General features: G+C 53.2%; 16 protein-coding genes and 2 pseudogenes. 2 read left to right on the top strand and 16 right to left on the bottom strand.

Going from position 1 to position 26316, the window contains the following annotated elements:
* Positions 1-36: 36 nt before the first annotated feature.
* The 6 genes from GEOB_RS05220 to GEOB_RS05195 form a co-directional block, all read right to left on the bottom strand.
* Entirely contained in the window at positions 37-6051 is a 6015-nt protein-coding gene (locus GEOB_RS05220) for a CxxxxCH/CxxCH domain c-type cytochrome (RefSeq protein WP_154650457.1), read from the bottom strand.
* A 443-nt stretch (positions 6052-6494) separates the two neighbouring features.
* Positions 6495-7724, bottom strand: coding sequence for an NAD(P)/FAD-dependent oxidoreductase (locus GEOB_RS05215; RefSeq protein ID WP_230199017.1), 1230 nt, complete (start codon positions 7722-7724; stop codon positions 6495-6497).
* Positions 7721-8314, bottom strand: a complete 594-nt coding sequence (locus tag GEOB_RS05210) for a 4Fe-4S dicluster domain-containing protein (protein ID WP_012646137.1) — start codon at positions 8312-8314, stop codon at positions 7721-7723. Before GEOB_RS05210 ends, GEOB_RS05215 begins: the two co-directional genes overlap by 4 nt.
* Before the next feature lie 16 nt (positions 8315-8330).
* Positions 8331-9209: an ATP-binding protein gene (locus tag GEOB_RS05205; RefSeq protein WP_012646136.1), complete on the bottom strand. Its 879-nt coding sequence runs from the start codon at positions 9207-9209 to the stop codon at positions 8331-8333.
* A gap of 17 nt (positions 9210-9226) precedes the next feature.
* On the bottom strand, positions 9227-11149 hold the full coding sequence (cooS, locus tag GEOB_RS05200; RefSeq protein WP_012646135.1) for an anaerobic carbon-monoxide dehydrogenase catalytic subunit: 1923 nt from the start codon (positions 11147-11149) through the stop codon (positions 9227-9229).
* A gap of 297 nt (positions 11150-11446) precedes the next feature.
* Complete coding sequence (locus tag GEOB_RS05195) at positions 11447-12148, bottom strand: LytTR family transcriptional regulator DNA-binding domain-containing protein (protein ID WP_012646134.1); 702 nt, start codon at positions 12146-12148, stop codon at positions 11447-11449.
* Between the two features lie 130 nt (positions 12149-12278).
* Between GEOB_RS05195 and GEOB_RS20655 the strand changes: the two genes are divergently transcribed.
* Together GEOB_RS20655 and GEOB_RS05190 are read left to right on the top strand one after the other, a co-directional pair.
* Positions 12279-12443: an LmrA/YxaF family transcription factor gene (locus tag GEOB_RS20655; RefSeq protein ID WP_407638381.1), complete on the top strand. Its 165-nt coding sequence runs from the start codon at positions 12279-12281 to the stop codon at positions 12441-12443.
* Between the two features lie 43 nt (positions 12444-12486).
* Positions 12487-13017 (top strand): carboxymuconolactone decarboxylase family protein, encoded by a 531-nt coding sequence (locus tag GEOB_RS05190; protein ID WP_012646133.1) that lies wholly within the window; start codon positions 12487-12489, stop codon positions 13015-13017.
* A 399-nt stretch (positions 13018-13416) separates the two neighbouring features.
* On the opposite strand, the gene GEOB_RS05185 is transcribed toward GEOB_RS05190, so the two are convergent.
* The 10 genes and pseudogenes from GEOB_RS05185 to GEOB_RS05140 form a co-directional block, all read right to left on the bottom strand.
* Positions 13417-14385, bottom strand: a complete 969-nt coding sequence (locus GEOB_RS05185) for a transposase (RefSeq protein WP_012646132.1) — start codon at positions 14383-14385, stop codon at positions 13417-13419.
* Between the two features lie 25 nt (positions 14386-14410).
* Positions 14411-15253: an RHS repeat protein gene (locus GEOB_RS05180; RefSeq protein WP_012646131.1), complete on the bottom strand. Its 843-nt coding sequence runs from the start codon at positions 15251-15253 to the stop codon at positions 14411-14413.
* A 50-nt stretch (positions 15254-15303) separates the two neighbouring features.
* Complete coding sequence (locus GEOB_RS05175) at positions 15304-16047, bottom strand: RHS repeat protein (RefSeq protein ID WP_012646130.1); 744 nt, start codon at positions 16045-16047, stop codon at positions 15304-15306.
* A gap of 58 nt (positions 16048-16105) precedes the next feature.
* On the bottom strand, positions 16106-17056 hold the full coding sequence (locus GEOB_RS05170; RefSeq protein ID WP_012646129.1) for a transposase: 951 nt from the start codon (positions 17054-17056) through the stop codon (positions 16106-16108).
* A gap of 227 nt (positions 17057-17283) precedes the next feature.
* Positions 17284-18069, bottom strand: coding sequence for an SMI1/KNR4 family protein (locus GEOB_RS05165; RefSeq protein WP_012646128.1), 786 nt, complete (start codon positions 18067-18069; stop codon positions 17284-17286).
* A 41-nt stretch (positions 18070-18110) separates the two neighbouring features.
* A pseudogene (locus GEOB_RS19700) lies at positions 18111-18344 on the bottom strand (polymorphic toxin-type HINT domain-containing protein); the annotation flags it as partial.
* Positions 18345-18409: 65 nt separating this feature from the next.
* Positions 18410-18991, bottom strand: coding sequence for a hypothetical protein (locus GEOB_RS05160; protein WP_012646127.1), 582 nt, complete (start codon positions 18989-18991; stop codon positions 18410-18412).
* Between the two features lie 1212 nt (positions 18992-20203).
* Positions 20204-21419, bottom strand: a pseudogene (locus GEOB_RS05150) (IS256 family transposase).
* Between the two features lie 80 nt (positions 21420-21499).
* Positions 21500-21922, bottom strand: a complete 423-nt coding sequence (locus GEOB_RS05145) for a hypothetical protein (RefSeq protein ID WP_012646125.1) — start codon at positions 21920-21922, stop codon at positions 21500-21502.
* 10 nt (positions 21923-21932) lie between these two features.
* Positions 21933-25979, bottom strand: a complete 4047-nt coding sequence (locus GEOB_RS05140) for an RHS repeat-associated core domain-containing protein (RefSeq protein ID WP_012646124.1) — start codon at positions 25977-25979, stop codon at positions 21933-21935.
* Between the last annotated feature and the right edge of the window lie 337 nt (positions 25980-26316).

The raw sequence follows: 26316 nt of genomic DNA, 5'->3' as shown, positions 1-26316 counted from the left end.
CGGCCTTTCTTTGTGCTGCTGGTTATTTGGTTCCGATTACAACTTGCTGTGACAGGAATTACAACTGATGGTGGTGTCGGTCCAGTTGACGGCCTCGCCTACTCTCAGGTTGTGACAGGAGATGTTGGAGCAGGTACCTGCCGTCGAGTTCCACATGTTGTCCGCAAAAGCGGTTTTGGCGGTGTCGAAGGCGTTAACGCCGTTCTTGTAGTTGCCGCCGTTACGTACCCAGAGACCGGAGTAGTTGGAGAAGCTGGTCTGTCTGAGCTGTGCCTTCGAGACGACCTTGAGCGAAGGCAGGAAGGCGATTTCTTTCTTGCCGTTGACGTGGAAGGAGAAATCGGCAATTTTGGCATTACCCTTAACCAATGCGCCATTGACACCCTTGGTGTGGCAGGTGTTACAGAGGGCGTTCTGGTCATTTGCCGCGGCAGTCATAGTTTTGTTGTGACAGATGTTACAGGTGATGGTGGTTGACTGGCCTGCTACACCATGGCTGGAAGAGCCACTTGCACCAGCAGCCAGCTTGCCGGACGTCCCGTTGTAGATGTTATTGTAGTGAATGCCGACCTGGTGTGCGTCGTGGGCTGAGGTCTGCGGGGAGTTGCCGTGGCACTTGGCACAACGGTCGCCACCGAGGGCTGCAAAGGTGGTCGTCCAGACAGGTGCATGGCCGTTGCCGGATGCAACCATGGTGTTTTTGCCGTCACTGTGGCAGTAGACCATATCACAGCTCTTGTCACCGTTCATTATTGCGCCGACGCCGTTTTTCTGGCGCAGGGCGCCGGCGCCGACGGTGGCCGGATCAAGTTGTACCTCGACGCTGCCGTCCATATGGTAGGTCGATTCCACCAGTGGATGACAGGTACCGCAGCCGAAGCCGTACTTGACGCCGTTGACCGCCTCGGAACCGGTGGACTTGATGGCGGTATAGTTGTAGAAGGTGACGCCGGTGCTCAGGTTCAGGTTGGCGTGAACCGTGTGGGCGGCGGAGAGATTGGGATGGCAGCCGTCACATTTGAGGGTACCGCCCCAGGTTGCTGCAGCTGCCCCGCCGGAGGTGCCGTTGCTGTGACAGGAAATTGCCGAACAGCTCGTGGTACCGGTGAAGCTGACGGCGGCCGATTTAAAGGTACTGCCTTGATTGACGCCGACTGTTCTGCTGATGTGTTCGGCGACGACTACAATTGTACCATTGGCCTGGGTGGTGTTCCAGTGGCAGTTCTGGCAGGTGGCACCGGCGACCAAGTGGGCATTATGGCTGCCCGAGGTGAGGTTGGCGGAGGTAGAGCCGTGGCAGCCGCTACAGTCGAGGGTTGTGCCGCTTGCCCAGGTGGGCGGATTGACAAAGGTGCCTCTGCCTGTGCTGTGGCAGTAGATATTGCTGCAGGTTTTGTTCTTGCCTGCATAGAGGCCGGAGTAATCAACGAACTTGTTGACATGTTTATTGTAGCGACTTGTCCCGATCGTTGTGTTGCTGCTGACCGTAGTTGCATGGCAGTCAACACAACCGAAGCCGCCGCCGGTAGATACTCCTACTATGTGGGCCTTGTGGGCACCGGAGAGCATATTGGGCGTGCTGGCAGGGTTGCTGCCGGCGATGGTGGTGGTTGAGTTGCCATGGCAGGTTCCGCAGCTCGCATCCCTGGCGGTGATACCCCAGTTGACGGATGCGCTTACGCCGTTGCTGCCGCGGGCGTTGCTGTGGCAGTAGGTGGCGCTACAGTTGCCGTTACCGCCGGTGGTCCACTGGAACCCAGCCGCGTCGGTGGAGCCGGTTGCCTGGGCAACATAGGCGTTAGTGGCGTTCTGGCCACGGCCAGCGGAGGAGAATCCGAAGAAGATGGTGGCATCGGATGCATCGGCCACTGGGTAGTTGGCATGCTTAGCGGCATCGGTGCCGTGGCAGGCTGAACATGAAAACTGGTAGGCGGTGGCACTCTGGCTGGAGCTGCCGGGAGCCGCTCCGTAGAGACCGGTGACGACAGTTGCCGTGTTGTAGTGAATGCCGTGGGCACCGGGCAGGACGTTACTGCCAGCGTGACACTTGTTACATGCAAGCGGACCGGCGGTACCCCAGGCATCGGATGCTGCGGTGCCGTGGCAGTAGGAGGTCGAACAGGTCCTGTTGCCGGCATTATATGCACCAGAGTTGTTAGTGAAGGCATTGGGCTTGCTGAAGCGGACATCACGTGCAGCATTGATGTGCTGGCTGCCGGTTATGATGGCGTTGGTGCCGTTGACGGTGGTCCTGTGGCAGTAGACGCACTTGGTGGTGTCCTGGGTCGGCAGGTGCTTGGTGTGGCTGTTGACGCCGACGGCATCGGGTGTGGGCATACCGCTGGCGTTGCCGGTGGAGCCGTGGCAGCCGTTACAGCCAAGGGTCGTGCCGCTGGTCCAGGCAGGCAGCGCAGTTACAGGTGCACCCCCCTTGCCGTTACTGTGGCAATAGAAGGTAGAACAGGTCTTGTTCTTCCCGGCATAGCGGCCGGAGTAGTTGATGAACTTGTTGACGTGCTTGTTATAAGCATTGGCGGCAATGGTGGTATTCCCGCTCAGGGTGTCAGCGTGGCAGTCGGTACAGGCAAAACTGCCACCGGTAGAGACTGTAGAGATGTGGGCCTTATGGGCACCGGAGAGCATGCTGGGCGTGCTGGCGGGGTTGCTACCGGCGATGGTGGTGGTTGAGTTGCCATGGCAGGTTCCGCAGCTCGCATCCCTGGCGGTGATACCCCAGTTGACCGATGCGCTTACGCCGTTACTGCCGCGGGCGTTGCTGTGGCAGTAGGTGGCGCTACAGTTGCCGTTACCGCCGGTGGTCCACTGGAACCCAGCCGCGTCGGTGGAGCCGGTTGCCTGGGCAACATAGGCGTTAGTGGCGTTCTGTCCACGGCCGGCGGAGGAGAATCCGAAGAAGATGGTGGCATCGGATGCATTGGCCACTGGGTAGTTGGCATGCTTAGTGGCATCGGTGCCGTGGCAGGCTGAACATGAAAACTGGTAGGCGGTGGCACTCTGGCTGGAGCTGCCGGGAGCCGCTCCGTAGAGACCGGTGACGACAGTTGCCGTGTTGTAGTGAATGCCATGGGCACCGGGCAGGACGTTACTGCCGGCGTGACACTTGTTACATGCCAGCGGACCGGCGGTACCCCAGGCATCGGATGCTGCGGTGCCGTGGCAGTAGGAGGTCGAACAGGTCCTGTTGCCGGCATTATATGCACCAGAGTTGTTGGTGAAGGCATTGGGCTTGCTGAAGCGGACATCGCGTGCAGCATTGATGTGCTGACTGCCGGTTATGATGGCGTTGGTGCCGTTGACCGTTGTGCGGTGACAGTAGACGCACTTGGTGGTGTCCTGGGTCGGCAGGTGCTTGGTGTGGCTGTTGACGCCGACGGCGTCCGGTGAAGGCATACCACTTGTATTGCCGCCGGTGCCGTGGCAGCCGTTACAACCCAAGGTTGTGCCGCTGGCCCATGTTGGTGGATTGACGAAGGTGCCCTTGCCGGTGCTGTGGCAGTAGATGTTGCTACAGGTCGCGTTCCTGCCCGCATAGAGACCGGAGTAGTTGAGCATGCCGTTGACATGGGAAATGCTGTTCGTAATCGTTCTATTGTTGGGATTGGTAATAGTCGGGGCGTGGCAGGAACTACATGTAAAGACGCCCCCCTGGCTTGCATTGTTCAGATGGGCATTGTGAGCTCCACTCAACTTGGTTGCCGCGGTCACTTCATTACCATGGCATCCTGTACAATCAGTCGGCAGGGAAGAGCCATTCCATGAGGGAGCACTGGCTGCTCCGTTGTGGCAGTACGTCGCCGAACAAGTGCCGAACCCGTTGCCGGGGGCATTGGGGGATTGGCTGTAGGTGCCGGAACCGGCAACGCCGCTGAAGGTAACATCGATGTTGTAGTCGGCATGCTTGGCAGTGTCCCTGCCCGCTGCATTATGACAGACAATACACTCGTAGCCTGCATTTACGTGGGTGGAATGGTTGGCATTGGCCGGTGGATTGCCGTGGCATGCCGAGGTGTCGCAGGAGACGATTGGTGCGCCTCCCCATACTGGCGTCACTGTCGGAGTCGCCACCGCCGTTGCCGTCGAGTTCTGAACCGTGCTGTGGCAGTAAACAGCACAGGCGCCATAGCTGAGCGCTACGGAAGACTGGTTGGCAAAGCCCTTGTAAGTGGCATTTGCCCGCAGTTTCGATGCGGGATTCAGGCTTGTTACCACATTGCCATTAACATGTGCATTATTGGCAGGAAGCGTCCCGTGACAATCACTACAAGCAATGCCCATGTTGCCCGTTGCCGTTCCGGTATGGCGGACATGGTTGCCGGAGGTGGGAGGAGTTGCCTGGCTGACGCCGTGGCAGGCACCACAACCCTTGGCAGTTGCACCGGCGGTCCAGGAGGGAACCGTGAGGGAGCCGTTGCTGCCTGCATATCCGCCGTGACAGTAGAGGTTGGAACAGGTATTGTTGTTGCCTGTTGCCATGTTGACTGTCGTGCCGGTATAGGTTGAGTTGCTGCTGTAAGGGGAATATGGCGTTTTACTGGCAAAACTGCCGCCGTTGAAGGTGCCTTTGAATCCGGATATGGTTCCTTCGTTGATATTGAAACCAAATTCCAGGGTCTGATTCCCCATCGGGTTTTGAGTATAGCCCTGGTGACAGGTTTCGCAGGTCATTCCGCGGACATTGACGTGGGTGGCATGGGCGCCAGCCTGTCCGGAGACCAGCACGCCTGTTGCAGGCGAGGCCAGACCGTCAGTACCAAGAGTGGCGTTGATGGGGGGATATCCGTGGCAACTGTTACAAGATGCACCAAAGGACTTGTTGTGGGCATGACAGGAGGTACAGTCCGTTAAATTGGCGTTCTTATGATTCAGGTCGCCGGTTGTCTGGTTATACTTATGCTCAGTAGTCTGGGTGTGGCAGACTTCACAGATGCGCTGCGAAGTGGTATGCCCGCCGGCATCGTTACCGAAGGCGGTGACGTTGCGGTATGTTACAGGTTTCACTACTGCCGTACCGATGGTGGCAGGTATCGAACCCACTACCCTTTTTATGTTACCGGTGTTTCGATTATGACAGGTGGTACAGGTGAACTCTCCATACTGACCACCGGCAACACCCCAACCGCTGCTGGCCGACCAGTACTTGGCGCCAAGGTTGATGCTGTTGTGCAGCAGAGGGTCCGAAAGAGGCGGGGTCGTGGAGAATGTACCGGTCACCGTGCCGGGAGTGTTGTCTGGATCTGTAAAAGTGGCTTGGAAATAATAGGGGGTATTGGGGGTAAGGCCGCTGACGGTGGTGGTGTAAATACCTGCACCTTTCACCGGCGCCGGCGCCGTAAAGTTGTAGTTACCAGGAGTAGTGCCGTAGGCAATGACACAACTGTTATCGTTATCATCATCGCCTGTGAAGGCGACTTGGATGCTGATCTGTTTATCCGTGGCGCCGAAGGACGTCATTGCGCCGGGAGTAGTACCGTTGTTTGACGCTGTGTAGCTGATGGACAGGTCGTCCACCCACAGGGAAGCGTTTGCTGCCGCATTATTGCCCGCCTTGGTGTTCATGGTGATGATAATCTGATTGACATTCTGCGCTAAGGTGACACCGGCACCATTGCGCACAGTCCAAGAGCTGTTGGTAAGCTCACCGGAACTGAAAATGTTGACGGTGGTGGCATCTTCATAGCGCAGGTCTACCGATATGTTGTCGCCTGCAGTTTCATAATTGGTGGTCAACTGGGAATACAAGGCCACAGCATTGATGACTGACCCGGCAGGAATGGAAACCGACTGAGTCACTGTACCGGCGGTGGCTGTGTTTCTTGCCGCAATGTACAGTTTGGCTGAACCATTAGCACTTCTGCCTGTGGTGCTGTCATAGGTGGCGGTACTGAATGTCCAGCCGGCGCTGCCACTGAAAGCACCGTTGGTTACCATCTCTGCGCCCCAGGCACTGCCCACTGATATGAGCAATAGGCACAGGAGTGCGATCTGCTGCCCGAACCATGCCCGGGCCTTTACGGCTGTTCGCTTTGCCATCTGCGTTCCTCCTTCGAGAAATTTAACCTCTTTCACATTTACGTTAAATAGCATGAAAATCCTGGTGACCCGTTAATACGCCGAATCAATTCATCAAGCGGCAACGCCTGTCGAAGTAACTAGTGTCCCGATCGGTTAAATCATTCCTTACAATTCTGGCTCTTTTGGCCCCTGGCTGCGTTGCATCTCCTTGGCTTAGGCCCTGCTAGGCCTGCGTCGCCGCGCCTTGCCAGTAACCAAAATCCCTCAGAATTCTTGCGGTGAACTAACCGCACGGGACACTAGCTATTTGTTTCTTGACCATTTTTCTGGCAAAAACAATTCCGAATGACCCGTTATAGCATTTTGAGTGCCATAAGTATTTAATGAGGAATGTTAATTGAGGGGGGGAAAGGCTGCCTGAAACAGGCTGACAAAGTCAGGGGGGAGGCTTTATTGGAAAATTACGGCTCCTGACCACATCCCAGCATATGGCGATAATAGGCGTCATGACGGGGCGCAGAGAGGACTTTCTTAATGGTGCTATCCACCTTCTTGCGGGACAGGTACAGCTGATAGATATAGCCGGAAATACGGGTATCGCCGATGATGATGTAGCCGTTGATCATATCGTCCTCCAGATAAACCCGTCGCCAGATGTCCCCCTGCTGCCAGGTAACCGTCTCTCCCGTAAAACTGCCGGCTGATACTATGGGAAAATCAATGTGTTTTTTCAGCACATTGGTATTGACGGATCCGGCATATTGGCCATCGCCGTGCAGCAGGTGCCTGGCAGCGGTGCGAGTTTGCTGCATGGCATTGGGGTACGTGGCGTAGATGCCGGTCTCCCCGGTAACGGCATGTGGAGTGACGGCAACATCTCCGGCTGTATATATTCCGGCGCCGGCCAGCATCTGCCGGTCAACCGGCACCCCCTTGTCATGCCCACATAAGGGCTCCGAATTTGGTGAGATGCCGATGGCAACAATCAGCAAGCGGGTTTCAATCATGCTGTTGTCTGATAACTTAACTGCAGCAAGTTGACCGCCATCTGCAACAATCTCGCTTACCGTACACTTCAATCTGATGTCTATGCCGGTTTTCCGTGCCAGTTTGCGGGTAGCGAACTGCCCCCCTTCCTTGTCGGTCATCTGGGAGAGGATCCGGTTATTGCGATGCACCAGCATCATATCCAGGCCCCGGTGCCGCAAGGCCAGGGCGGCATCGACACCGATGAATCCACCACCGAACACCACCCCTTTTTTGATGTTGTGCTCTTTGATATATTCATCGATTGCCACCATGTCGGTTAGTGTCTTGAAACCGAACACGCCCTGCGTCTCGAGCCATTCAGGGCAAGGATACCAGCTCCGCGCACCGGCTGCGTAAAACAACCGGTCATAGGCCTCGGCCCTTCCCGCAACGGTCCTGACAATCCGCTTTTCCGCATCCACTTCAACCACAGGGTCTGAGAGGCGGGGCGTCACCCGGTAGTGCTGGTAAAAGTCCTTTCCTTTCCAGAAAACCGTGTCAAGGGGTTCACCAGCCAGGTAAAAAGGGATCACGCATGGGGAATACGGGGCGAAATTCTCGTCGCTGCACATGACAATCTCGCCGCGGAATCCAGCCAGCCTCAGCCGCTGGACAAATTCCGCCGCGGCCATGCCGGTACCGACCGTCACAATCTTCATCATAGCCCTCCACGACGCCGGGCAAATTCTTTCCTGCGCAGTTCCCGGAACAGCTCAAGCAATGGGGGAGGGCCTTCTTCTCCCAGCAGGTAACTCCGCAGACTTCGGGAGGCACGTTGCGTCCGGGCTGCATCATTCTCGGTATAGACCAGGGCGCCGGAATGGCAGGCAGCCACGCAGGCAGGTTCGTCTCCCGCCTTGATTCGTCCGTTGCACAGGTCGCATTTGTAGGCGACGTCACGGTTATAGCAGGAACGGTGCGTCTGTTTGAACGAAATGGCATCGAAAGGACAAACCATGGCACACATGGCGCAGGCCTTGCACAGTGAGGCATCTAGCACAACCGCCCCACTCTCCGGGTCACGGCAGATGGCGCCGGAAGGACAGGCATTGAGGCAGTCTGCAGGGTCACAATGCCGACACGAAAGCGGGAAGGCCTCATGCTCGATACCCAGCACCCGAACGTTCACCTGGGTCTTGCGGTCACCCAGGGCGGCATACAGGTTGCCGGATGGATGATGTTCCACGGCACAGGCGGTTTCGCAGGCTTTACAGGCCAGGCACTTCTTATAATCCACGAATATCCTTTTCATGGCATCTTCTCCGTGATTAATGGGCGTGTTGATGGCTGTGGCCATGGTGGTGGTCGGCAGTACAGGTGCAGGGAGGCGAATTCAAAAGTGAGGCCAGCCGCGTCACGGCGGTAGTGTATGCACTCCGGTGATAGTCCATGATTCTTGCCACATGGGGATCGAGTGCCTCCAATTGTGGTTCGGCCGGTAGCTCGATCACGGCATCGAAAATATCCTTGAACAGTTGGCTGCTTTCCAATTGAAAACGCGCCAGTCGGGCACCCCCGGGAAGAACCCGGTTTACCACCAGGTAGACCAGCGGAATTCCGCTTTGGCGGGCCAGAGCGGCAGAATGGCTGGCCACACTCAGGGCATTGTACGAACTGTCTGCCACCACCACGCATTGACCGAAACCTTTGGCAAGTGCCCGGCCAAAATGTTCCATCCCAGCCTGGGTATCCAGCAGGATAGCCTCGTTGCCCCGCAAGGCAAGGTGCCGGATGGTGGCATCCAGGAGGACGTTTTCCGCACACAGGCAGCCGCCGCCGGCCTGTTTGACCGTACCCATCACCAGCAGGTTGAGATTCTCGGCCACCCTCAAGCCGAGTCGGCTTACCACGTCGTCCACATCGGGATTCAGCTTGAACATGGCGCCCCAGCCGCTTCTTCCCGGCCGGATGCCGGTCTTTTCCTCGATGTAGTCGGCATGGCGATTGAGTGGCACAATACGCGACGCTGCCTCGAACCCCACTCCGAGAGCATTAGGCAGATTGATCTGCGGGTCTTCATCCACCGCCAGGACATTGATACCGTTCCTGGCAAGGACAGTGGCCAGACATGAGGTGAGAGTGGTCTTGCCCACCCCCCCTTTACCGGTGATAACAACTCGAAACCCGGGTGATTGCGGTTGACACATGGGACCTCCCTCCTGTTCTATATACCCAGCGCACCGCGCCGCTCCATGATGATTTTTTCCATCTGATCGGCTGTGGCCACCGGGTCCTCTTCCACGAAAAACCATCCCCCCAGCAAGTCCCTGGCATCCTGGGTCAGTATTCTGGTTACTTCCGGACCTCCCAGAATTGGCGGCAGAGGCCAGAGATGTACAGGAATTCCGGAGCCGACAAAATATGAACCGATGGCTACGGCCTTTTCTGTGGTCCATTCCGGTGCCGAACCTACCAGCGGCAGGTCGGAGATATCCACCGCGAGATGGTCGGCAATGGCCCCGGCCAGGTTGAGCATTCGAGAACAATCCACACACGATCCCATGTGCAGCACCGGCGGAATTCCCAACTGTTTGCAGACCGCTTTCAGGCCCGACCCCGCCAGATCCTGGGCAGGCAAGTCCATCAGCCCGGACTTGGCGGCGGCAATGGCCCAGCAGCCGGTACCGATTACCAGGATGTCCCGCTTGATTAGTTCCGTCGTCAATACCCGGTGAAAAAAGTCCTGTTGCACCTTCACGTTGTTGCAGCCGACGATCCCCGCGACCCCCTTGATAGTGCCGTTGACGATCAGGTCGACGAGGGGCTGGGGAGTGCCCCCCAGTGCCTTGAGGATCTCCTCCACCGTAAATCCCACAATGGCAGTGGAGCTGTGTTGTGGGATATGGACCCTGGCCTTGTTGCGATTGGGAAAGGCGGCGATGGCGGTCTTGATGATCCGGGTGGCAATTGCGTCGGCATGTTGCTCCTCGAACTGGATGTGCAAGGCGCCGGGGATCTTGGCCTGCTCGCTGGTGGTAATGAACTTTGTGTGAAAGCAGGAAGAGAGATCGGCAAGAGCCGGATAGATGCACTGGACGTCCACCACCATGGCATCCACCGCCCCAGTCATGATAGCAAGTTCGCTGTGGGATTCGTTGCCGGCCATGCCAACCCCCTGGCGAAGCAATACCTCGTTGCCGGTACAGCAGAGCCCCACCACGTTTACCCGTTTGGCTCCAATAGCCTCAGCCGCCCGGCGACACTCCTCCGACTGGGCCATCTCCCCCACCTTGGCCGACAGGATCGGCTCGTGACCATGGACAACGACATTGACGCTTTCCGCTTCCAGGACTCCCAGATTGGCCTTGACAGGCCTGATTGTCGGCGACCCCAGCAGGATATCCTGCAGCTCGGTGGCAATGAGTGAACCGCCCCAGCCGTCGGACAGGGAGCACCTTATGGACTGCGCCACCAGGGAAAGAGGATCGTGATCACAGCCGAAGTGGGTACGATGCAGGATATCCACCGCCTCGCGATCAATAGCCCTGGGCAGAAGGCCGGTCTTGGCCCCGGTAGTTTTGTAAAGAGTCTCCTCCAGCCCCTTCAGACGCTGGAATCGTTTGGCGGGCATATACTTTTCCATGAAAACCAGCGGCTCTTCGCCTTGATTGCCGAAACAGTCAAGGGCGACAGCCGCCACATCGGCAGCCACCCCTGGTAATGAGCGACCGGTGATGGGGATGTGGAGGCGGGTTGCCACGGCCAATAGTTTCTTTTCATCGCTGATCTGGTAATCAGTATTGCTGCCGTCTGCCACTGCCTTGAGCAGCAGGGCCACCTTACGGCCATGGTCGGAATGGGAAGAAGAGCCGACGGCAGCCATGCGCGCCAGGTTACGAGCCACGATAGTATCGGCGGTAGCCCCGCAGACGCCATGGGTCGGACCATCGCCAAAGGGGTCGATCCGGCAGGGCCCCATGGAGCAGATCCGGCAGCAGGTTCCCAACTGGCCGTAGCTGCACTGGGGCTGCTGTTTTTCATAGCGTTCCCAAATTGTTGCATACCCCTCCCGGTCGGCAATCCGCAGCATCTCCACGGCTGCCGGATCAGCGCTGCGCTTGTCATGACCCTCGTATGCCACGTCCATGCTGTCCTCCTCGTAAACGTTGTAATGATTTTTCAGGTATACGCTACGGAGAAGAAGTGAAACAGCGGGATCTTGCGGAAGAGGTATCGGGCTTGTGGAAGGTAGGAAAAATGAAGTGAATGGTACGGGCTAGGAGTCTGTCGGACTTAGGGATCGAAGCGAGAGAATGGAAAATCGAGGACGGATATTTGGAAATTTGAGAGCGAATAGTGGACTATTTGTCGAAAATTTACGGAGATCCGGACCGATTTGCCATTTTCGCAGCCGATTCATTCTAAGTCCGACAGACTCCTAGGGTTATTTAAGACCCATTTCCACCAGAAAACCTTGCAGCTTGTCGCGGCTGACCGGCAGGCGCACCTCGCCTCCTCCGGCTTCCACAGTGCATTCGTGGCGCTCGCGATGAACCTTGCGGATTCTGGTGATATTGACAAGGAAACTGCGGTGAATGCGGAAAAACATTTCGCCGGGAAGGCGTTTTTCAATGGCGCCGATGGACAGGTCGCTATGGTATTCGCCCGATTCGGTACAGATCATGGAATAGATATTGTCAGCCTTGAGGTAAACGATCTCTTCCGGCTTGAGGAGATGGATCTCACCACGGGAAGTGACCGGCACCCTGGTAAGTTTGCGCTCAGCCAGGGTGAAGGGGGTTATATCGTAAAACAGGGCGCAGGTCTTGTCGTCGGAGGATTCACGGCCTACAATAGTTATCAGCTTGATCAGCAGGTATCGGTCCTGGCCTTCACTGGTGACAAATTTGAGCGAGAGCGGAATATGCCTCTGTGCCTGGCGTGCCAGCCGCAACATCTCCTTTACCTTGGCGCGTGCCTCCTCACTGTGAATGCCCAGGAGGTCTCCAGCAAAGACCCGCTCGCGAGGGATATGACCGAAAATCAGGAAAATCATGCTGCTCACGGAAGAGACCGTCAGATCATCGTTGAGGATTACCACTCCCGGCTCCATCTGCTCAATCATACTAATAAGGGTTCGGCTCATATGCTTGGTTTCCTTTCGGCTAGGAGTGACTTAGGGGATCGCAGCAAGAGGATAGCAGCAGATTCATTCCTAAGTCCGACAGACTGCTGGCATCGGGAACTATATTGCATCAACAACAAAAAAGAAAGGGGTGGGTCGAATACTGCCCCCCTTCATCCGCCGTAGTGAAGCTTTGGCAAAACACATCATCGCAACTATAGAGGGTGGCATCATGATGTCCCGGCTCAAAAAGGATGAGCGGCCGATGAAAGAGTGTATTGAGACATTACGAATCACTCTAGATTTGCGAACTTGAACAGAGAGACTGGGTACACTATTCAGAAATGGAGGACAAGAAAATGGCCAGGATAGCAACCTATGACGTAACGACAGCCACAAAAGAAGTAAAAGAAGTTTTCGCCGAGATAGAAGGTGCATTCGGGAAAGTCCCGAACCTCTTTCTCACCTATGCCAATCACCTGCCGTTACTCAAGGCCAACTGGAACAAGGTAAAGGCGGTAATGGGAGAGGGAACGTTAAGCCAGAAGACCAAACAGGCCATTGCCGTTCTGGTTTCACGAGATAATGGCTGTGCTTACTGTGTCGCGGCTCACACGGGAGCGTTGCGGGCAATTGGAGTGTCTGAGGAAGAGATAAGATCAATTGAAGAAGACCTGGAGCAGGCGAATTTCACTACCAAGGAACGGGCACTGATATCCTTTGCCCGGAAAGCAAACACCACTCCATTGCGAGTTCCCGATGAAGAGTTTGCTGCGCTCAAGCAAACAGGCGCTATCGATGCCGAGATAATTGAAGCACTTGGCGTCATGGAACTCTTTACAGCCTTCAACAAATTCCTGGATGTTCTGCAGGTCGAAGTTGACTTCTAGTGCCCTCTAAGGTTAGTTCTCTGCCAGAATTTCGAGGGATTTCGGTTCCCGGCAAGGCGCGGCGACGTAAGCCTAACTGGGCCTTTCCGAGGAGCCGCCAAGCCTAATTTCACATTCGGATCACCGCATTCCATTTTTAACAACGTGGGGACACATATCCCGAGAAATCATTGATACCGATTTGGGAAAGTGGCTGATTGGGGTCCTTGGGAGGGTCCTTGGGAGGGTCCTTGGGAGGGTCCTTGGGAGGGTCCTTGGGAGGGTCCTTGGGAGGGTCCTTGGGAGGGAGGTCCTTGGGAGGGTCCTTGGGAGGGACGTTGTTGGTCCTTGGGAGGGTCCTTGGGAGGGTCCTTGGGAGGGACGTTGTTAGCTAATCAACTAACTGCCTCCCCTTCAATTTTATATCCCCAGCTCCGGGTAACTCTTCAATAACTCCGCTCCCCGTCTGGCCGCTATAGACGCGCCTGCCGAGCCGATCCCTACGACCTTCCCGGCCTCTGTGCCCGTATAGCCATACTCACGTACTGCCAAGTAGCAGAAGATAGCTTTTGCCCGTGCTACGGCGCGCTCTTTGCCGGGACACTGCATTCGGTCTGCAACCACTCCGGTCACGGCACAGACTCTGTCTAGCAATTCAACCAAGGCAAGACGTGGTTTATTCTTCTCCACCACGCTGGCCCCCTGGGTCAACTTTTCCACAAACCCGCCACTGCCAAGGATTCGCTCATCAAAGGCGGCTATTTCTTTGATCTCCATGCAATCGGGCTGGCTGCGCTTAAGTCCGCCCCCGACCAGATCCTGGCGATGTCCTGTGGTAATTCCATCGGCGACGAACTGCCAATAGCCACGAACTGCGCGTGCCCTGGTATTTCCAAAACGTGTCAGTACCTCGTCCGTCTCCTGACCTTCCATGGCCCGCTTACCGAGTAATACTGCATGGCCACTCCACGGGTAGCTTCCCAGTTCATTCATATCGGAAACCATGCCCGCTCGTAGCGGGTTCAAATGGATATAGCGCACAAGTTCGAGAAAGTAAGGATCCTCCTCGCAGAGTATGGACTTGTAGCGGTTCTGGAACAGATGGCCGCAGCGCTGATATTTGCGATTAAAGTAAACGGCATAATCGGTCAGCAGACGGCGCATGGTTTCAGCAAGAGAAACTCTGGTCGGCATGAGAAGCAGATGTAAATGGTTTGACATGAGCGCCCAAGCATAACACTTGGTGGCGCTTTTCGTGAGCAGGGCAGAAAGGCTTGCCACAAAACGTTCCTTGTCAGCATCTTCAGCGAAAATGTCACGGCGTTCGATCCCGCGAACAATGATGTGATGGAGGACGTCGGGTATGTCAAGACGTGGTTGGCGTGGCATGAGCGCAAGCCAACATAACTATTGCTCAGTGACAATAGTTAATTAGCAAGCAACGTCCCCCTAGCCGCCCGTTCAGATCGTCGTATTTGTAGGTGGTGCTGTTGCTGTTGGCGTCGGTTACGGTGGTCAGGTTGTTATTTGTATCGTAAGTGAAGCCGGTGGTGACATTGCCGGGCTGGATGGTGGCGGTGAGGCGGCTCAGGGCGTCGTACTGGCTGGTGGTCAGGTTTTGTTTGGGGTTTTTGCTGCTGGTTCGGTTGCCGAGGGCGTCGTAGCCGAATTCGGTGTAGGTGGCATCGGGGTTTTTGATCTGCTTGAGGCGGTTGATGACGTCGTATTGGTAGCTGATGGTCTTTTGCAGGATGCCTGACGGGTCTTTGATCTCTTCTTTCAGCTTGTTCCCTTCGCTGTCGTAGCTGTAGTTGATGCTGTTATTCTGGCTGTCGGTGATTTTTTGGAGTTTGCCGTTGGTGTCATAGGTATAGTCGATGCGATTGCCTTCGGGCTGGATGATGGTGCCGATGCGGGTAGTGGCCCCGCCGCAACTGCCGCAGCCACTGGCGGTGTAGATATATTCGGTATAGTTGGTATCCCCAGGGGCCTTGACGGTCAGCACCCGACCGGCAGCATCATAGGTATAGATGGTGGCATTGCCGTTGGCATCGGTGATGGTGCCGGGATTGCCCAGGGCATCGTAATTGTCGTAGGTGGTGGTGCCAATGAGAGGCTCAGTTTTTGTTAGCATGTTGCCATTGGCGTCGTAGGTGAAGGTGGTGACATCCTGCACGTCGGTGCGGAAATGTTGGCTAATGCAATAAAGCAGGGACGCCCCCTTAAGATTTTCGGAACGTCCCCTTAAGATTTTCATAAAGCAGGAACGTCCCCTTAAGATTTTCCATCACCGTAAATATCCGAAAGTCAAGCCTGACCCCATAGGCTCCTTCTGCCCAGATCGTCGTATTTGTAGGTGGTGCTGTTGCTGTTGGCGTCGGTTACGGTGGTCAGGTTGTTATTTGTATCGTAAGTGAAGCCGGTGGTGACATTGCCGGGCTGGATGGTGGCGGTGAGGCGGCTCAGGGCGTCGTACTGGCTGGTGGTCAGGTTTTGTTTGGGGTCTTTGCTGCTGGTTCGGTTGCCGAGGGCGTCGTAGCCGAATTCGGTGTAGGTGGCATCGGGGTTTTTGATCTGCTTGAGGCGGTTGATGACGTCGTATTGGTAGCTGATGGTCTTTTGCAGGATGCCTGACGGATCTTTGATCTCTTCTTTCAGTTTGTTCCCTTCGCTGTCGTAGCTGTAGTTGATGCTGTTATTCTGGCTATCGGCAATCTTGGTCAGTTTGCCGTTGGTGTCATAGGTATAGTCGATACGGTTTCCTTCGGGCTGGATGATGGAGGCGATGCGGTTGGTTGATCCGCCGCAGCTGCCACACCCGCCGGTGGTATAGGTGTATTCGGTGGGGTTTATGTCTCCGGGGGCTTTGACGAATAGTGCCCTGCCTGCGGTGTCATAGGTGTAGGTGGTGGCATTGCCGTTTGGATCGGTAATGGTGCCTGGGTTGCCCAGGGCGTCGTAGTTGTCATAACGGGTGGTGCCGATTAAAGCTTCGGTCTTTGTCAGCATGTTGCCGTTGGCGTCGTAAGTGAAGGTGGTGACGTCCTGCACGTGGGTGCGGGGGCCGGTTTATTTGGGGCGGAATGGGGTGTCAGGGCGGAATGGGGTGTCAGGCTTGACTTTCGGACATTTCTTCCATCTCGCCCCGTAACTCCTCAAGGAGTTTTATCAGCCGAGCATCAGCCTGCCGGATCAAGCGCTGCGCTGCCTTGCCAAGGGCAGTGATATCACGTTGCAGCACCTTGCCTAGTTCTGTCAGGGTGAGATGCGGTGATTCCTGGACAAGAACTGCAGCAACTGCTCTTGCCTCGCTGAATGGCCTCTTCTTTCCAGGCGCTTTGAGTTCTTTCGCTGCTATTCCATAACGACGGCAGATGGCATCGATGAGTTCGTCAAGTTGCCATTCACGCCGCCAATGCTGGTTCGCCCTTGTCAGCGCTTTATCTGCGAAACAATCATCACCAAGAATCCGTCCCTCGCATGTGCCACTATGGAATTCATTTCTTCTTCCCTCGGCAATGCCATCTAAAAGAAACTGCCGATAATGCTGGATGGCCGCGTTGATTTCCCCCGAGAACAGGGCAAGTACCCATTCGGTCGTCAGCCACGGGAGCATCTCCTTGCCGAGATACGCATTATGACCGCTCCAGCGGTAGCCTTCAGGGCATTCTGTCATTCCGGCCCGCACGGGGTTGAGATGGACATAACGGACGAGTTCGAGCAGGTAAGCGTCAGCATCCAACATGATTGCCTTGTAGCGTCCCTGGAAGAGATGCCCGGTGCGCCGGCGGGTGTAATTGATCCATCTGGTGTATTTAAGCGACAGACTCTGCATGATACGCGAGAGGGGAATCTCTTCCACCTGCAAAATCAGATGGACATGGTTAGTCATACAGCAAAATCCGTGAATCCGGCAACGAAATCGTTCTATTACTTCCTGCATGTGCAGATAGAAACGAAATCGGTCACGATCCTTGAAAAAGAGTGGTTCGCCGGCATTGCCACGCAGAATAACGTGGTAGACAGCGCCGGGGTAATGTATGCGAGGTTTACGGGCCATGGGGAAACAATATATCAAAATGTCCGAATGTCAAGCCTGACACCTACGGTTGGCCAAATGTCCGAATGTCAAGCCTGACACCTACGGTTGGCCCTGACACCTACGGTTGGCCTCAAGAAGAGCTTTAAGTGACGACATCCTCTCCGCCAACTTCGGTGTCTCCTGCATCCTCTCCGAAGGCGTCTCACTGCTGAGCTGATACTTCTCACATCCCTGTTCACCAGCGCTTAACGATCTGCTTTCCTGAACTCCCAGTACATCGCTCTATCTTCAGGAGTGGGATCAGGCATAGAAAACGGAATTTGCTCCTCAATAGGAATGTGAGGATAAGGCTTCGCTTCAACATCTCTAACCTGTCCAGGAGTAACATGCCTTACCGGGATCCATATTCCCCCTTCGAACTTATTCTCATTATGTCGAATTCCTACTGTCAAAAATGGCAGAACTGTTTTGGAGTTATTGTATATGCGGAACCGAAAGGTGCCTTGCGGCGTCCGCTCAAGTAACTGCCATTGAAACAGCTTTCTGGCTTCAGCGACGGCAACCTCACGATTGTTGAACGGTTTGGGCTCATTTAAAATCTTTTCCCATTCTTTTTTGGAGTACCGCTTCCTCGCTAAAGTGCATCTATCAAAAAACCAACTAGCAAAGTCATTTGCTACTCTTGTTAAATTGCCAGAAGAGTTCATTTCAAATACTGCGGCTTCATTTCCCCCATTTATGTCTGCTGCTTTAAAACCAGCGGATGCAGCATCATAATGGCCAAAGCAGTAGAACGTCTCTCCGCTCTCATCTATTGATTCAGGATACAATGGATAAACGCCAACGATATAGTAGTGCTGTTCATGATATAGCTTGGCTTTCCCAAAAGATTGTAGAAAATCCGCATATGTCTTTGGAAGCCCGCCAAGTCTTACTTTCAAATTTTCTATCGTTTTTTGATCTATTGGTTCGACAATATGAAAATTTTTGTATTTTATTGATTTAAGTTGTTCATAGAACCAGTCATACATTTAATTCTTCCTTATTAGTATATGAGTATTGACCATTAAAGCTATGGTTTACATGAAAATGCTTCTGCATTCCATCTATCTACTACAACTACGCCCATTTCTTGAATTTGATAGTTATCATTATTTTCTACCTCAATATTAAATACGTGAACAGGTATTTCTGTTTTTATAAACATAATTGATTTAACATATGCGTTTCCATTTCTTGTGATTATTTTGTCACCTACACTTAACTCATTGGCTTCGATCCACCCTTTATCAATCACATTAAACTTGTGGTTTTCAGGGGTCCTTGGGAGGGACGTTGTTAGCTAATCAACTAACTGCCTCCCCTTCAATTTTATATCCCCAGCTCCGGGTAACTCTTCAATAACTCCGCTCCCCGTCTGGCCGCTATAGACGCGCCTGCCGAGCCGATCCCTACGACCTTCCCGGCCTCTGTGCCCGTATAGCCATACTCACGTACTGCCAAGTAGCAGAAGATAGCTTTTGCCCGTGCTACGGTGCGCTCTTTGCCGGAACACTGCATTCGGTCTGCAACCACTCCGGTCACGGCACAGACTCTGTCTAGCAATTCAACCAAGGCAAGACGTGGTTTATTCTTCTCCACCACGCTGGCCCCCTGGGTCAACTTTTCCACAAACCCGCCACTGCCGAGGATTCGCTCATCAAAGGCGGCTATTTCTTTGATCTCCATGCAATCGGGCTGGCTGCGCTTAAGTCCGCCCCCGACCAGATCCTGGCGATGTCCTGTGGTAATTCCATCGGCGACGAACTGCCAATAGCCACGAACTGCGCGTGCCCTGGTATTTCCAAAACGTGTCAGTACCTCGTCCGTCTCATGACCTTCCATGGCCCGCTTACCGAGTAATACTACATGGCCACTCCACGGGTAGCTTCCCAGTTTCTGATGGTCGGCCACATGTGTCTCCTCTGTCTGCCGGGATTTTACATCACCTTAGCAAAAGGAAAGAAGTGTGTACAGTGTTGACGGCCTGACCCTTTACTTCGCCTGGCCGAAAATACTGTCTATCGCGCCATTTACGCCTTTACCCTGACAGCATACATCTCCGCAGCAGGCAGGGTCATAACAGCAAGGCCCTTTGCCACAACATTCATCCGTGCTGTTGCAACAAGGATCATTCGGATCTAAACACTTACATTCGGGTGGGATATCTAAGGTTGCCTCTAAGGTTTTTTGGGGACTTGGACAACCATAAGTTAAAACAGTGGGTGGTCTAATAGGATATGTTATGCCACATATTGCTGAAGACACGAATGGATATTCAGGAAAAGCTCCATACCCGAATTCTTCAACTGTTGAAGTGTTATCACAATATGCGTATTCAACCCGAGTGTTGTAATAAATGGTGGTAAATTCCTCATAATACCTATCTCGTTCATAACAAGGAGATTTACTACAGCATTGTGCTGTATCAGTTACAGTGCGAGTGACTCCACCGGCTGAATAAGTGATAGTTTTGACGGTTGGTGGTGGATCACATTCTTTATAGATATTTATATTTCTATCACTATACTCCGCAGTATAGTGACAACCAATAATGTCATGTAAATAGTAATCTAGTTGTCGTTGAAGAGCTTGGCACGGAGTATCGGCATATACTGGCACTGCTTGAAGCAATGCAGCCACGACTATTATTGCTCTCATATTAAAAATCACCATGAGCACCTCTGTTTCTAATATTTTGAGTCCTGTGCCAGTGCAAAGCTCCTGATGGGGGCTTAGACGCTGATGAAAAAGGCTCACTTTCCGATATCGGAGCCAGGCTGTCAGGTGGCTTTATTACTGAGTTTGAATATCTTAATTTCTAGCAATCTTATCATTATTGCATTTGTTGAACTCATGCCTATCCCCAATAGCGATACACCATGATTCGTGCCAAGTGACAATAAAGATGTGAATACAATGGCAATAAGGATGTATGTTAGAATGTTGTCTGATTTAAATTTATGTAAAGGCATCCAAAGTATCCCGCCTATTATGCCGGTATAAACAAAGGAGGCAGCCCACACAACCAGGAAAGGAATTATTAAATCGACAAAGTTGTTTTTAGGAAAAAAGTGAAACCCGCTGGGGGGTCCTGTAAATAATTTTGTGTAAATGGCTTTCGGTTTAAAGAGCAGGCATTCTTTCTTCAAACATAATGGTGAACTGGTTGAGTGCCGATTTCCAGTCTCTGATCGGCATAGTCCACTTTTTCTCGATGTTCTTCAGGGCTAGGTAGAGCAGTTTCAGCATAGCTTCGTCGTTTGGGAATGATGCCCGGTTCTTGGTGACCTTCCGCAGCGACATGTTCAGCGATTCTATGGCGTTGGTTGTATAAATGGCTTTCCGGATTTCAGGCGGATAGGAGAAGAAGGGAATGATCCGCTCCCAGTTCCTGCACCACGATTTGCCGATGGTCGGATGGGTGGCACTCCACTTGGTTTCGAATGCTTCCAGATTCGCTTCGGCCTGCTGCAGGGTTGCTGCCTGGTAGATCTGCTTCAGATCGTCGGCAACTTCCTTGCGCTGCTTCCAGGACACGTAATTCAGGCTGTGGCGCACCATGTGGACGATGCAGAGCTGAACCTGGGTTTTAGGAAATACCGCTTCGATGGCCTCAGGGAAGCCTTTGAGTCCATCGACGCAGGCGATGAAGATGTCCTTGACGCCTAGGTTCTTCAGTTCCGTAACTACCTGGAGCCAGAACTTGGCACCCTCGGTTTCGGCAGTCCACATGCCGAGGACTTTCTTTGACCCCGGTGAAGGTAACGGCAATGGCCAGGTAAACAGCTTTGTTGATCACCCGTCCTTCGTGCCTGACTTTAACCCGCACGGCATCGAGGTACATGATCGGGTACACGTCATCAAGCGGGCGATTCTGCCATAGGGTAATTTCTTCGGTAACGGCTTGGGTGACCTGTGATACCAGGGTTGGGGAGACTTCTACACCGTAGATTTCCTCCAGGTGCCCCTGAATATCCCGCGTGGTCATGCCACGGGCATACATGGAGATGATCTTGTCATCGAAGCCGGTAAAGCGGCTCTCTCCTTTGGGGACGATGATCGGCTCGAAGGATGACTGGCGGTCCCGAGGGACTGTCATTTCAAGGTTGCCGAAATCTCCTTTGACCGTCTTCTTGTAGCTGCCATTGCGGGAGTTACCGCTGTTGGCTCCGTTGGGGGCGTGCTTCTCGTAGCCTAGATGCTCGGTCATCTCGGCCTGCATTGCCCGCTCCAGCAGCTTCTTGGTCAGTTGTTTCAGAAGCCCATTCTCGCCAATTAGGTCTTCGGGCTTCTTGTAGTCTTTCATCAGTGCATCAAGCAGTTCGTCGGTAGTGGCCATCAGTTTCTCCTTCGGTTGGTGATAACCGAATATGGCCATTTACACAAACGATTTTACAGGCTCGTTTATTTGCATATAAGTTACTTCTCGTAGTTAGACCAACTAATTTTGACATTTTTTAACCTGACAGAACTTTTGACTTTCAGCTTGATAAACGGTGTTTTTTTATCTAGCCTGCTACTGCTGACTAATATGAGTGAAGTGTTCTTATTGGTAAACGAGTAGGCACTTTCGTTCATAAAAGTGAAACTCTGTCCATTTTTGTCTTGCAATATCGCAATAAGACAATGTTTTGGGAACATCTTATCTAGTTTTTCTATATTTCTTTCTAGTTTCGATATTTCTGTAACATCTACATACAATGTTGCACCTTCATTTATTACCTTTAACGGCTTGTTGAGTGGCACATCTGTCCAATTTTCACTGATTGAAATTGGTGATTGGGTCAGTATAATAGTTTGTGCAAAAAACAAAGCAAGTATTAGTTCTTTAATTTCTGCCATTGTTCCTCCGTTAGCACTTTGGGCAGGTTTCATTCTTTCTGTAATTCTCTTTTGCCTTTTTTATAACTGTATCTGCCCAAGTTTGGCAGTTTCTGGCACCAGCAGCATGTTGTATTGTGTCTGGGTTAGCTGCTATGCAATAAGTTGGAGCATAGTCCACAAACGCCATAACATACTTATCGAATCTGTCATCACTACAAATTGTAGTATGGCATTTGCCGTTATCTTCTTCTTTATCCTTACCTACATCTACCCTTCCTTTACTCCAAAGCATGTTGCTACCCCTCTGAAATCCAACGAATGTACCGCTTACACTCAAGTAGTCATGCCTTAAAGGGTTGTATTTGGAAGTCTTAGGTTTATTTTTATTCCCAAGTGCTCTCGAACACCTTTTTACCCACAAACCTAGAGGATCTTCGTTCAAAATGGGATCGTTACCAGAATAAATGAACAGAGTGACGCCCTCATCTAGCCCAACCGGATCAGCTTGGATATACCTACCAATGCCTGGATTGTAATCCCTGAAGTAATTGTAGTTTAACCCTGATTCACTATCTGCGTACTGGCCTGGGAAGCGAAGATTAAGAGAGGCTGTGCCGGTAATGTTTGCACTGTCCCCGAATGGTCTGGCCTCTATCTCCCAAACTTTTGTTGCGGCCGCATCGGTCATCATGGTAGGCGTGCCCAGATGATCGGTGTGGACATAGTTCGTGCCGGTGGCGTCGATCTTGGCCAGTGGCTGGTTGCTCAGGTAGATGTATTCCGCTTGTGTGCCATTGGTGGCTGATTCGGTTAACAGTTGCCCTTGCTGGTCGAAGATGAAATAGGTGGTGACGCCATTGACGGTCTTCTTGGTGCGTTGGCCCTGGGCGTTGTAACTGTAGCTGCCGGTCTCATTTGCTGCTGCCTGGATCAATCGCTGATTCTGGTTATAGGTGTAGATCTTGCCGTTTTCAGTTGCTGTGTTGCCGTTGGTGTCGTAGCCGAAGGTTGCTGGGTTTGCTCCTGTGATTCCTGTTAGCCTGTTGCTGCCGGACTGATAGCTGTAGCTGCTGGTGCCGCTGCTGTCGATCTGGGTTTGCCTGTTGCCGACGCCGTCATATGTCCAGGTGATGGTGCCCCATGGGCCGGTGCCGCTGCCGAGCCGGTCGAGGCTGTCGTAGGTATAACTCTTGTTCTTGGTATTGTCGAGAGTATTGGTGATAGCGGTGATGTTGCCGTTGGCGTCGTAGCCGTAAGTGAGGTTTTGCAGGGTGCCGGTAATCATGGTGCTGATGCGGTACTGGTTGTCGTAGGTGATGGTTCTTGCTAAACCGTTGCCGTAGGTAAGTGCTGTCATCCCGCCGAAGGGTTTGTAACTTATGTTGTTTGCTATTGTGGTGGTTATGCCTGCGTAGGTACTGCTGACGGTGGTAGGCTTGTCGTTGCTGTAGCTGTAGGTGATAACCCTGCCGCTCGGGTAGATGATCGTTTTCGTGTTGCCGTTCATGTCGTAGGTGTACTGGGTGATGTAGGCAATGCCGTCGATGGTTCTGGTCTCTTTGGCTATCTGTCCCTTCTTGGTGTACTCGTAGGTGGTTGTGCCGCTCTGGTCGGTGATGGTGCAGACTCTTCCCTTGCCATTTATACAGGTGTCGTAGCTGTAGGTGATGGCGGGGTCTGTGGGGAAGCTTGTTCTGGTGAGCCTATTGGCGTCGTCGTAGGTGTAAGCAATGATAATGCCTTTTGCGTCGGTCTTGGTTTTGAGATTGCCTGCAGGGTCATAACTGTAGGTGGTGGTGTTGGTATCAGGGGAGATGGTCTGGTAGACCCTGCCCAGATCGTCGTATTTGTAGGTGGTGCTGTTGCTGTTGGCGTCGGTTACGGTGGTCAGGTTGTTATTTGTATCGTAAGTGAAGCCGGTGGTGACATTGCCGGGCTGGATGGTGGCGGTGAGGCGGCTCAGGGCGTCGTACTGGCTGGTGGTCAGGTTTTGTTTGGGGTCTTTGCTGCTGGTTCGGTTGCCGAGGGCGTCGTAGCCGAATTCGGTGTAGGTGGCATCGGGGTTTTTGATCTGCTTGAGGCGGTTGATGACGTCGTATTGGTAGCTGATGGTCTTTTGCAGGATGCCTGACGGATCTTTGATCTCTTCTTTCAGTTTGTTCCCTTCGCTGTCGTAGCTGTAGTTGATGCTGTTATTCTGGCTATCGGCAATCTTGGTCAGTTTGCCGTTGGTGTCATAGGTATAGTCGATACGGTTTCCTTCGGGCTGGATGATGGAGGCGATGCGGTTGGTTGATCCGCCGCAGCTGCCACACCCGCCGGTGGTATAGGTGTATTCGGTGGGGTTTATGTCTCCGGGGGCTTTGACGAATAGTGCCCTGCCTGCGGTGTCATAGGTGTAGGTGGTGGCATTGCCGTTTGGATCGGTAATGGTGCCTGGGTTGCCCAGGGCGTCGTAGTTGTCATAACGGGTGGTGCCGATTAAGGCTTCGGTCTTTGTCAGCATATTGCCGTTGGCGTCATAGGTAAAGGTAGTGACGTCCTGCACGTCGGTGCGGGGGCCGTCGATCCTTGTCACTCTGCCATTGGCATCGTTTTCATAGGTAGTGGCGTAGCTGTATGGGGTGCCATCTCCGAGCAGGCCGGTCTCGGTGGTGCTCTGGCGATTGCCTTTGCTGTCGTAAGTATGGCTGGTTATCTTGCTGATTGCCGGGTTGACGACGCTGGCTGCGCTTTCGCTGGTTTGATGATTGAAGGTGGGGTCGTAGGTATAGATAGCTTGCTTTTCTTGGGGTGTGCCCGGCGCCTGAGTGCTGGTAAGTACATTGCCGATGCTGTCGTAGGTATAATTTATGGCTGCTTTCAGTACGAGCGTCGGACTGGCTATGGTGCCGGTATTCTCCCACTGCTCTTTGCGGGTGATCCAGGTCTGTTGATTACGGATATATGTGGTCACGTTGCCCAATGTGTCTGTTTCTTTGGCTACCTGGCCATTGTCGTCGAACTCGACGGTGCGGATGTTGGTATTGAGCAACAGACCGGTGCCATCTTTTATGGTGGTGGTGACTTTGGTTGTTTTTCTGGGGACGGTGTATTCGATGTCGATCTGCCCTGTGCCGTGGGTCTGGCGAACGACTCGTCCGGCCTTGTCGTAGGTGTTTGCATAAGGGCCGTCTCCTTCGTCGACCGTGGTCATCAGGTGCTTGTTGGTGGGGTCTGTGTATGCATACTGGGCGGAGCTAAGGGGCGTGACAACTGAGGCAAGGTTGCCGATGGTGTCGTACCCATAGGTGACGTTTCTTCCCAGGCTGTCACTGATGCTGGTAAGCCTGCCGGTAGATGTGTCGTACTGGAAGGTGACCCATGCGCCGGTGGTGGTTCCGGAGGGGGTGAATTCATCGATCCTGCTCAGATGATAGTCATAGGCGACCTTCAGGGGATTCGTCTGATTGATATTCCAAGGAAGGAGGCCCCACAGACTGAACCTGGTGGCAGATTCGTAGCTGAGAATCAGGTAACTCCCATTGGGATCTGTCATTTTCACTAAACGGCCCTTCGGATCATAAAGTTCTTTGCCGCCGTCTTTTTCCGTATAGGTGTAGCTGCCGTCTTGGTTGATGGTAAGGATTCCGGTCTCACCGACAGGGGTGATAAATCCTACTCCTGATGGAGTAAACTGACGCTTCCAGCCGGTCTCTTTGCGAATGACTACTGATCCGTCGGAATAGGTGTACAGGCGCTTGTCGTAGTTGTGCGCCCAGCCGTAGCCGGAGGGGCTGTCATAACCTGATTTGCTGTTGTAACGGCGCTTGATGCTGATGGGTAACAGATTGCCTAAGGTCAGGTCTGTCCGTTGAAATGTTTCTGCACCGCCATTTAGACTTACAGGTTTGCCGGCATAGGCGGGATTGTTGGTGCCAGCATCGCTGCCTTCTGCGCTGAGAGCTTGGATAGCGGCTTCGTCGGCACTTTTCGCATCCGTTCCTGCATGGGCACAAACAGGAAACACCGACAGTGATGTAATTGTTAAAAGAAAACAAAAACTATGAGAAAAATTCTTTGACCATCTGAGCATTTGATAACCTCCTGAATCTCATTTCAATTTCATGGTCAACATTAAATCAGGCAATTTCCATCATTGTTCTATTCCCCTTGGTTCTGGCAGCAGACATCACCACAGCAGGGATCACCACAACAGGGGCCCTTGCCACAACATTTATCGGTGCTGCCGCAACAGGGGTCGGAAGAATCATAACAGTCATTACAATTAGCCGGAATGGATATGGTGGTATAGAGATAGCGCGTTACTTGAGACGCACAATATGCCGCAGAATCCTCATGTTGAGGCACAACATAAGTCTGTAAATTGCTACTGCCAGGGGTAGCACAATATCCAGTGTATGAAGCATAGT

The organism is Geotalea daltonii FRC-32 (genome assembly GCF_000022265.1).
Lineage (GTDB): Bacteria > Desulfobacterota > Desulfuromonadia > Geobacterales > Geobacteraceae > Geotalea > Geotalea daltonii.
The sequence above is the reverse complement of the archived record's forward strand: the minus strand, read 5'-3'. Positions and strand labels throughout refer to the sequence as shown.

Excerpts from the sequence above, each read along its gene's own strand:
- GEOB_RS05220 (WP_154650457.1), bottom strand. The coding sequence starts at position 6,051 with ATGGCAAAGCGAACAGCCGTAAAGGCCCGGGCATGGTTCGGGCAGCAG.
- GEOB_RS05170 (WP_012646129.1), bottom strand. The coding sequence starts at position 17,056 with ATGGCCCGTAAACCTCGCATACATTACCCCGGCGCTGTCTACCACGTT.
- GEOB_RS05185 (WP_012646132.1), bottom strand. The coding sequence starts at position 14,385 with ATGCCACGCCAACCACGTCTTGACATACCCGACGTCCTCCATCACATC.
- GEOB_RS05190 (WP_012646133.1), top strand. The coding sequence starts at position 12,487 with ATGGCCAGGATAGCAACCTATGACGTAACGACAGCCACAAAAGAAGTA.
- GEOB_RS05210 (WP_012646137.1), bottom strand. The coding sequence starts at position 8,314 with ATGAAAAGGATATTCGTGGATTATAAGAAGTGCCTGGCCTGTAAAGCC.
- GEOB_RS05195 (WP_012646134.1), bottom strand. The coding sequence starts at position 12,148 with ATGAGCCGAACCCTTATTAGTATGATTGAGCAGATGGAGCCGGGAGTG.
- GEOB_RS05140 (WP_012646124.1), bottom strand. The coding sequence starts at position 25,979 with ATGCTCAGATGGTCAAAGAATTTTTCTCATAGTTTTTGTTTTCTTTTA.
- GEOB_RS05145 (WP_012646125.1), bottom strand. The coding sequence starts at position 21,922 with ATGGCAGAAATTAAAGAACTAATACTTGCTTTGTTTTTTGCACAAACT.
- GEOB_RS05215 (WP_230199017.1), bottom strand. The coding sequence starts at position 7,724 with ATGATGAAGATTGTGACGGTCGGTACCGGCATGGCCGCGGCGGAATTT.
- GEOB_RS05165 (WP_012646128.1), bottom strand. The coding sequence starts at position 18,069 with ATGTATGACTGGTTCTATGAACAACTTAAATCAATAAAATACAAAAAT.
- cooS (WP_012646135.1), bottom strand. The coding sequence starts at position 11,149 with ATGGACGTGGCATACGAGGGTCATGACAAGCGCAGCGCTGATCCGGCA.
- GEOB_RS05205 (WP_012646136.1), bottom strand. The coding sequence starts at position 9,209 with ATGTGTCAACCGCAATCACCCGGGTTTCGAGTTGTTATCACCGGTAAA.
- GEOB_RS05180 (WP_012646131.1), bottom strand. The coding sequence starts at position 15,253 with ATGAAAATCTTAAGGGGACGTTCCGAAAATCTTAAGGGGGCGTCCCTG.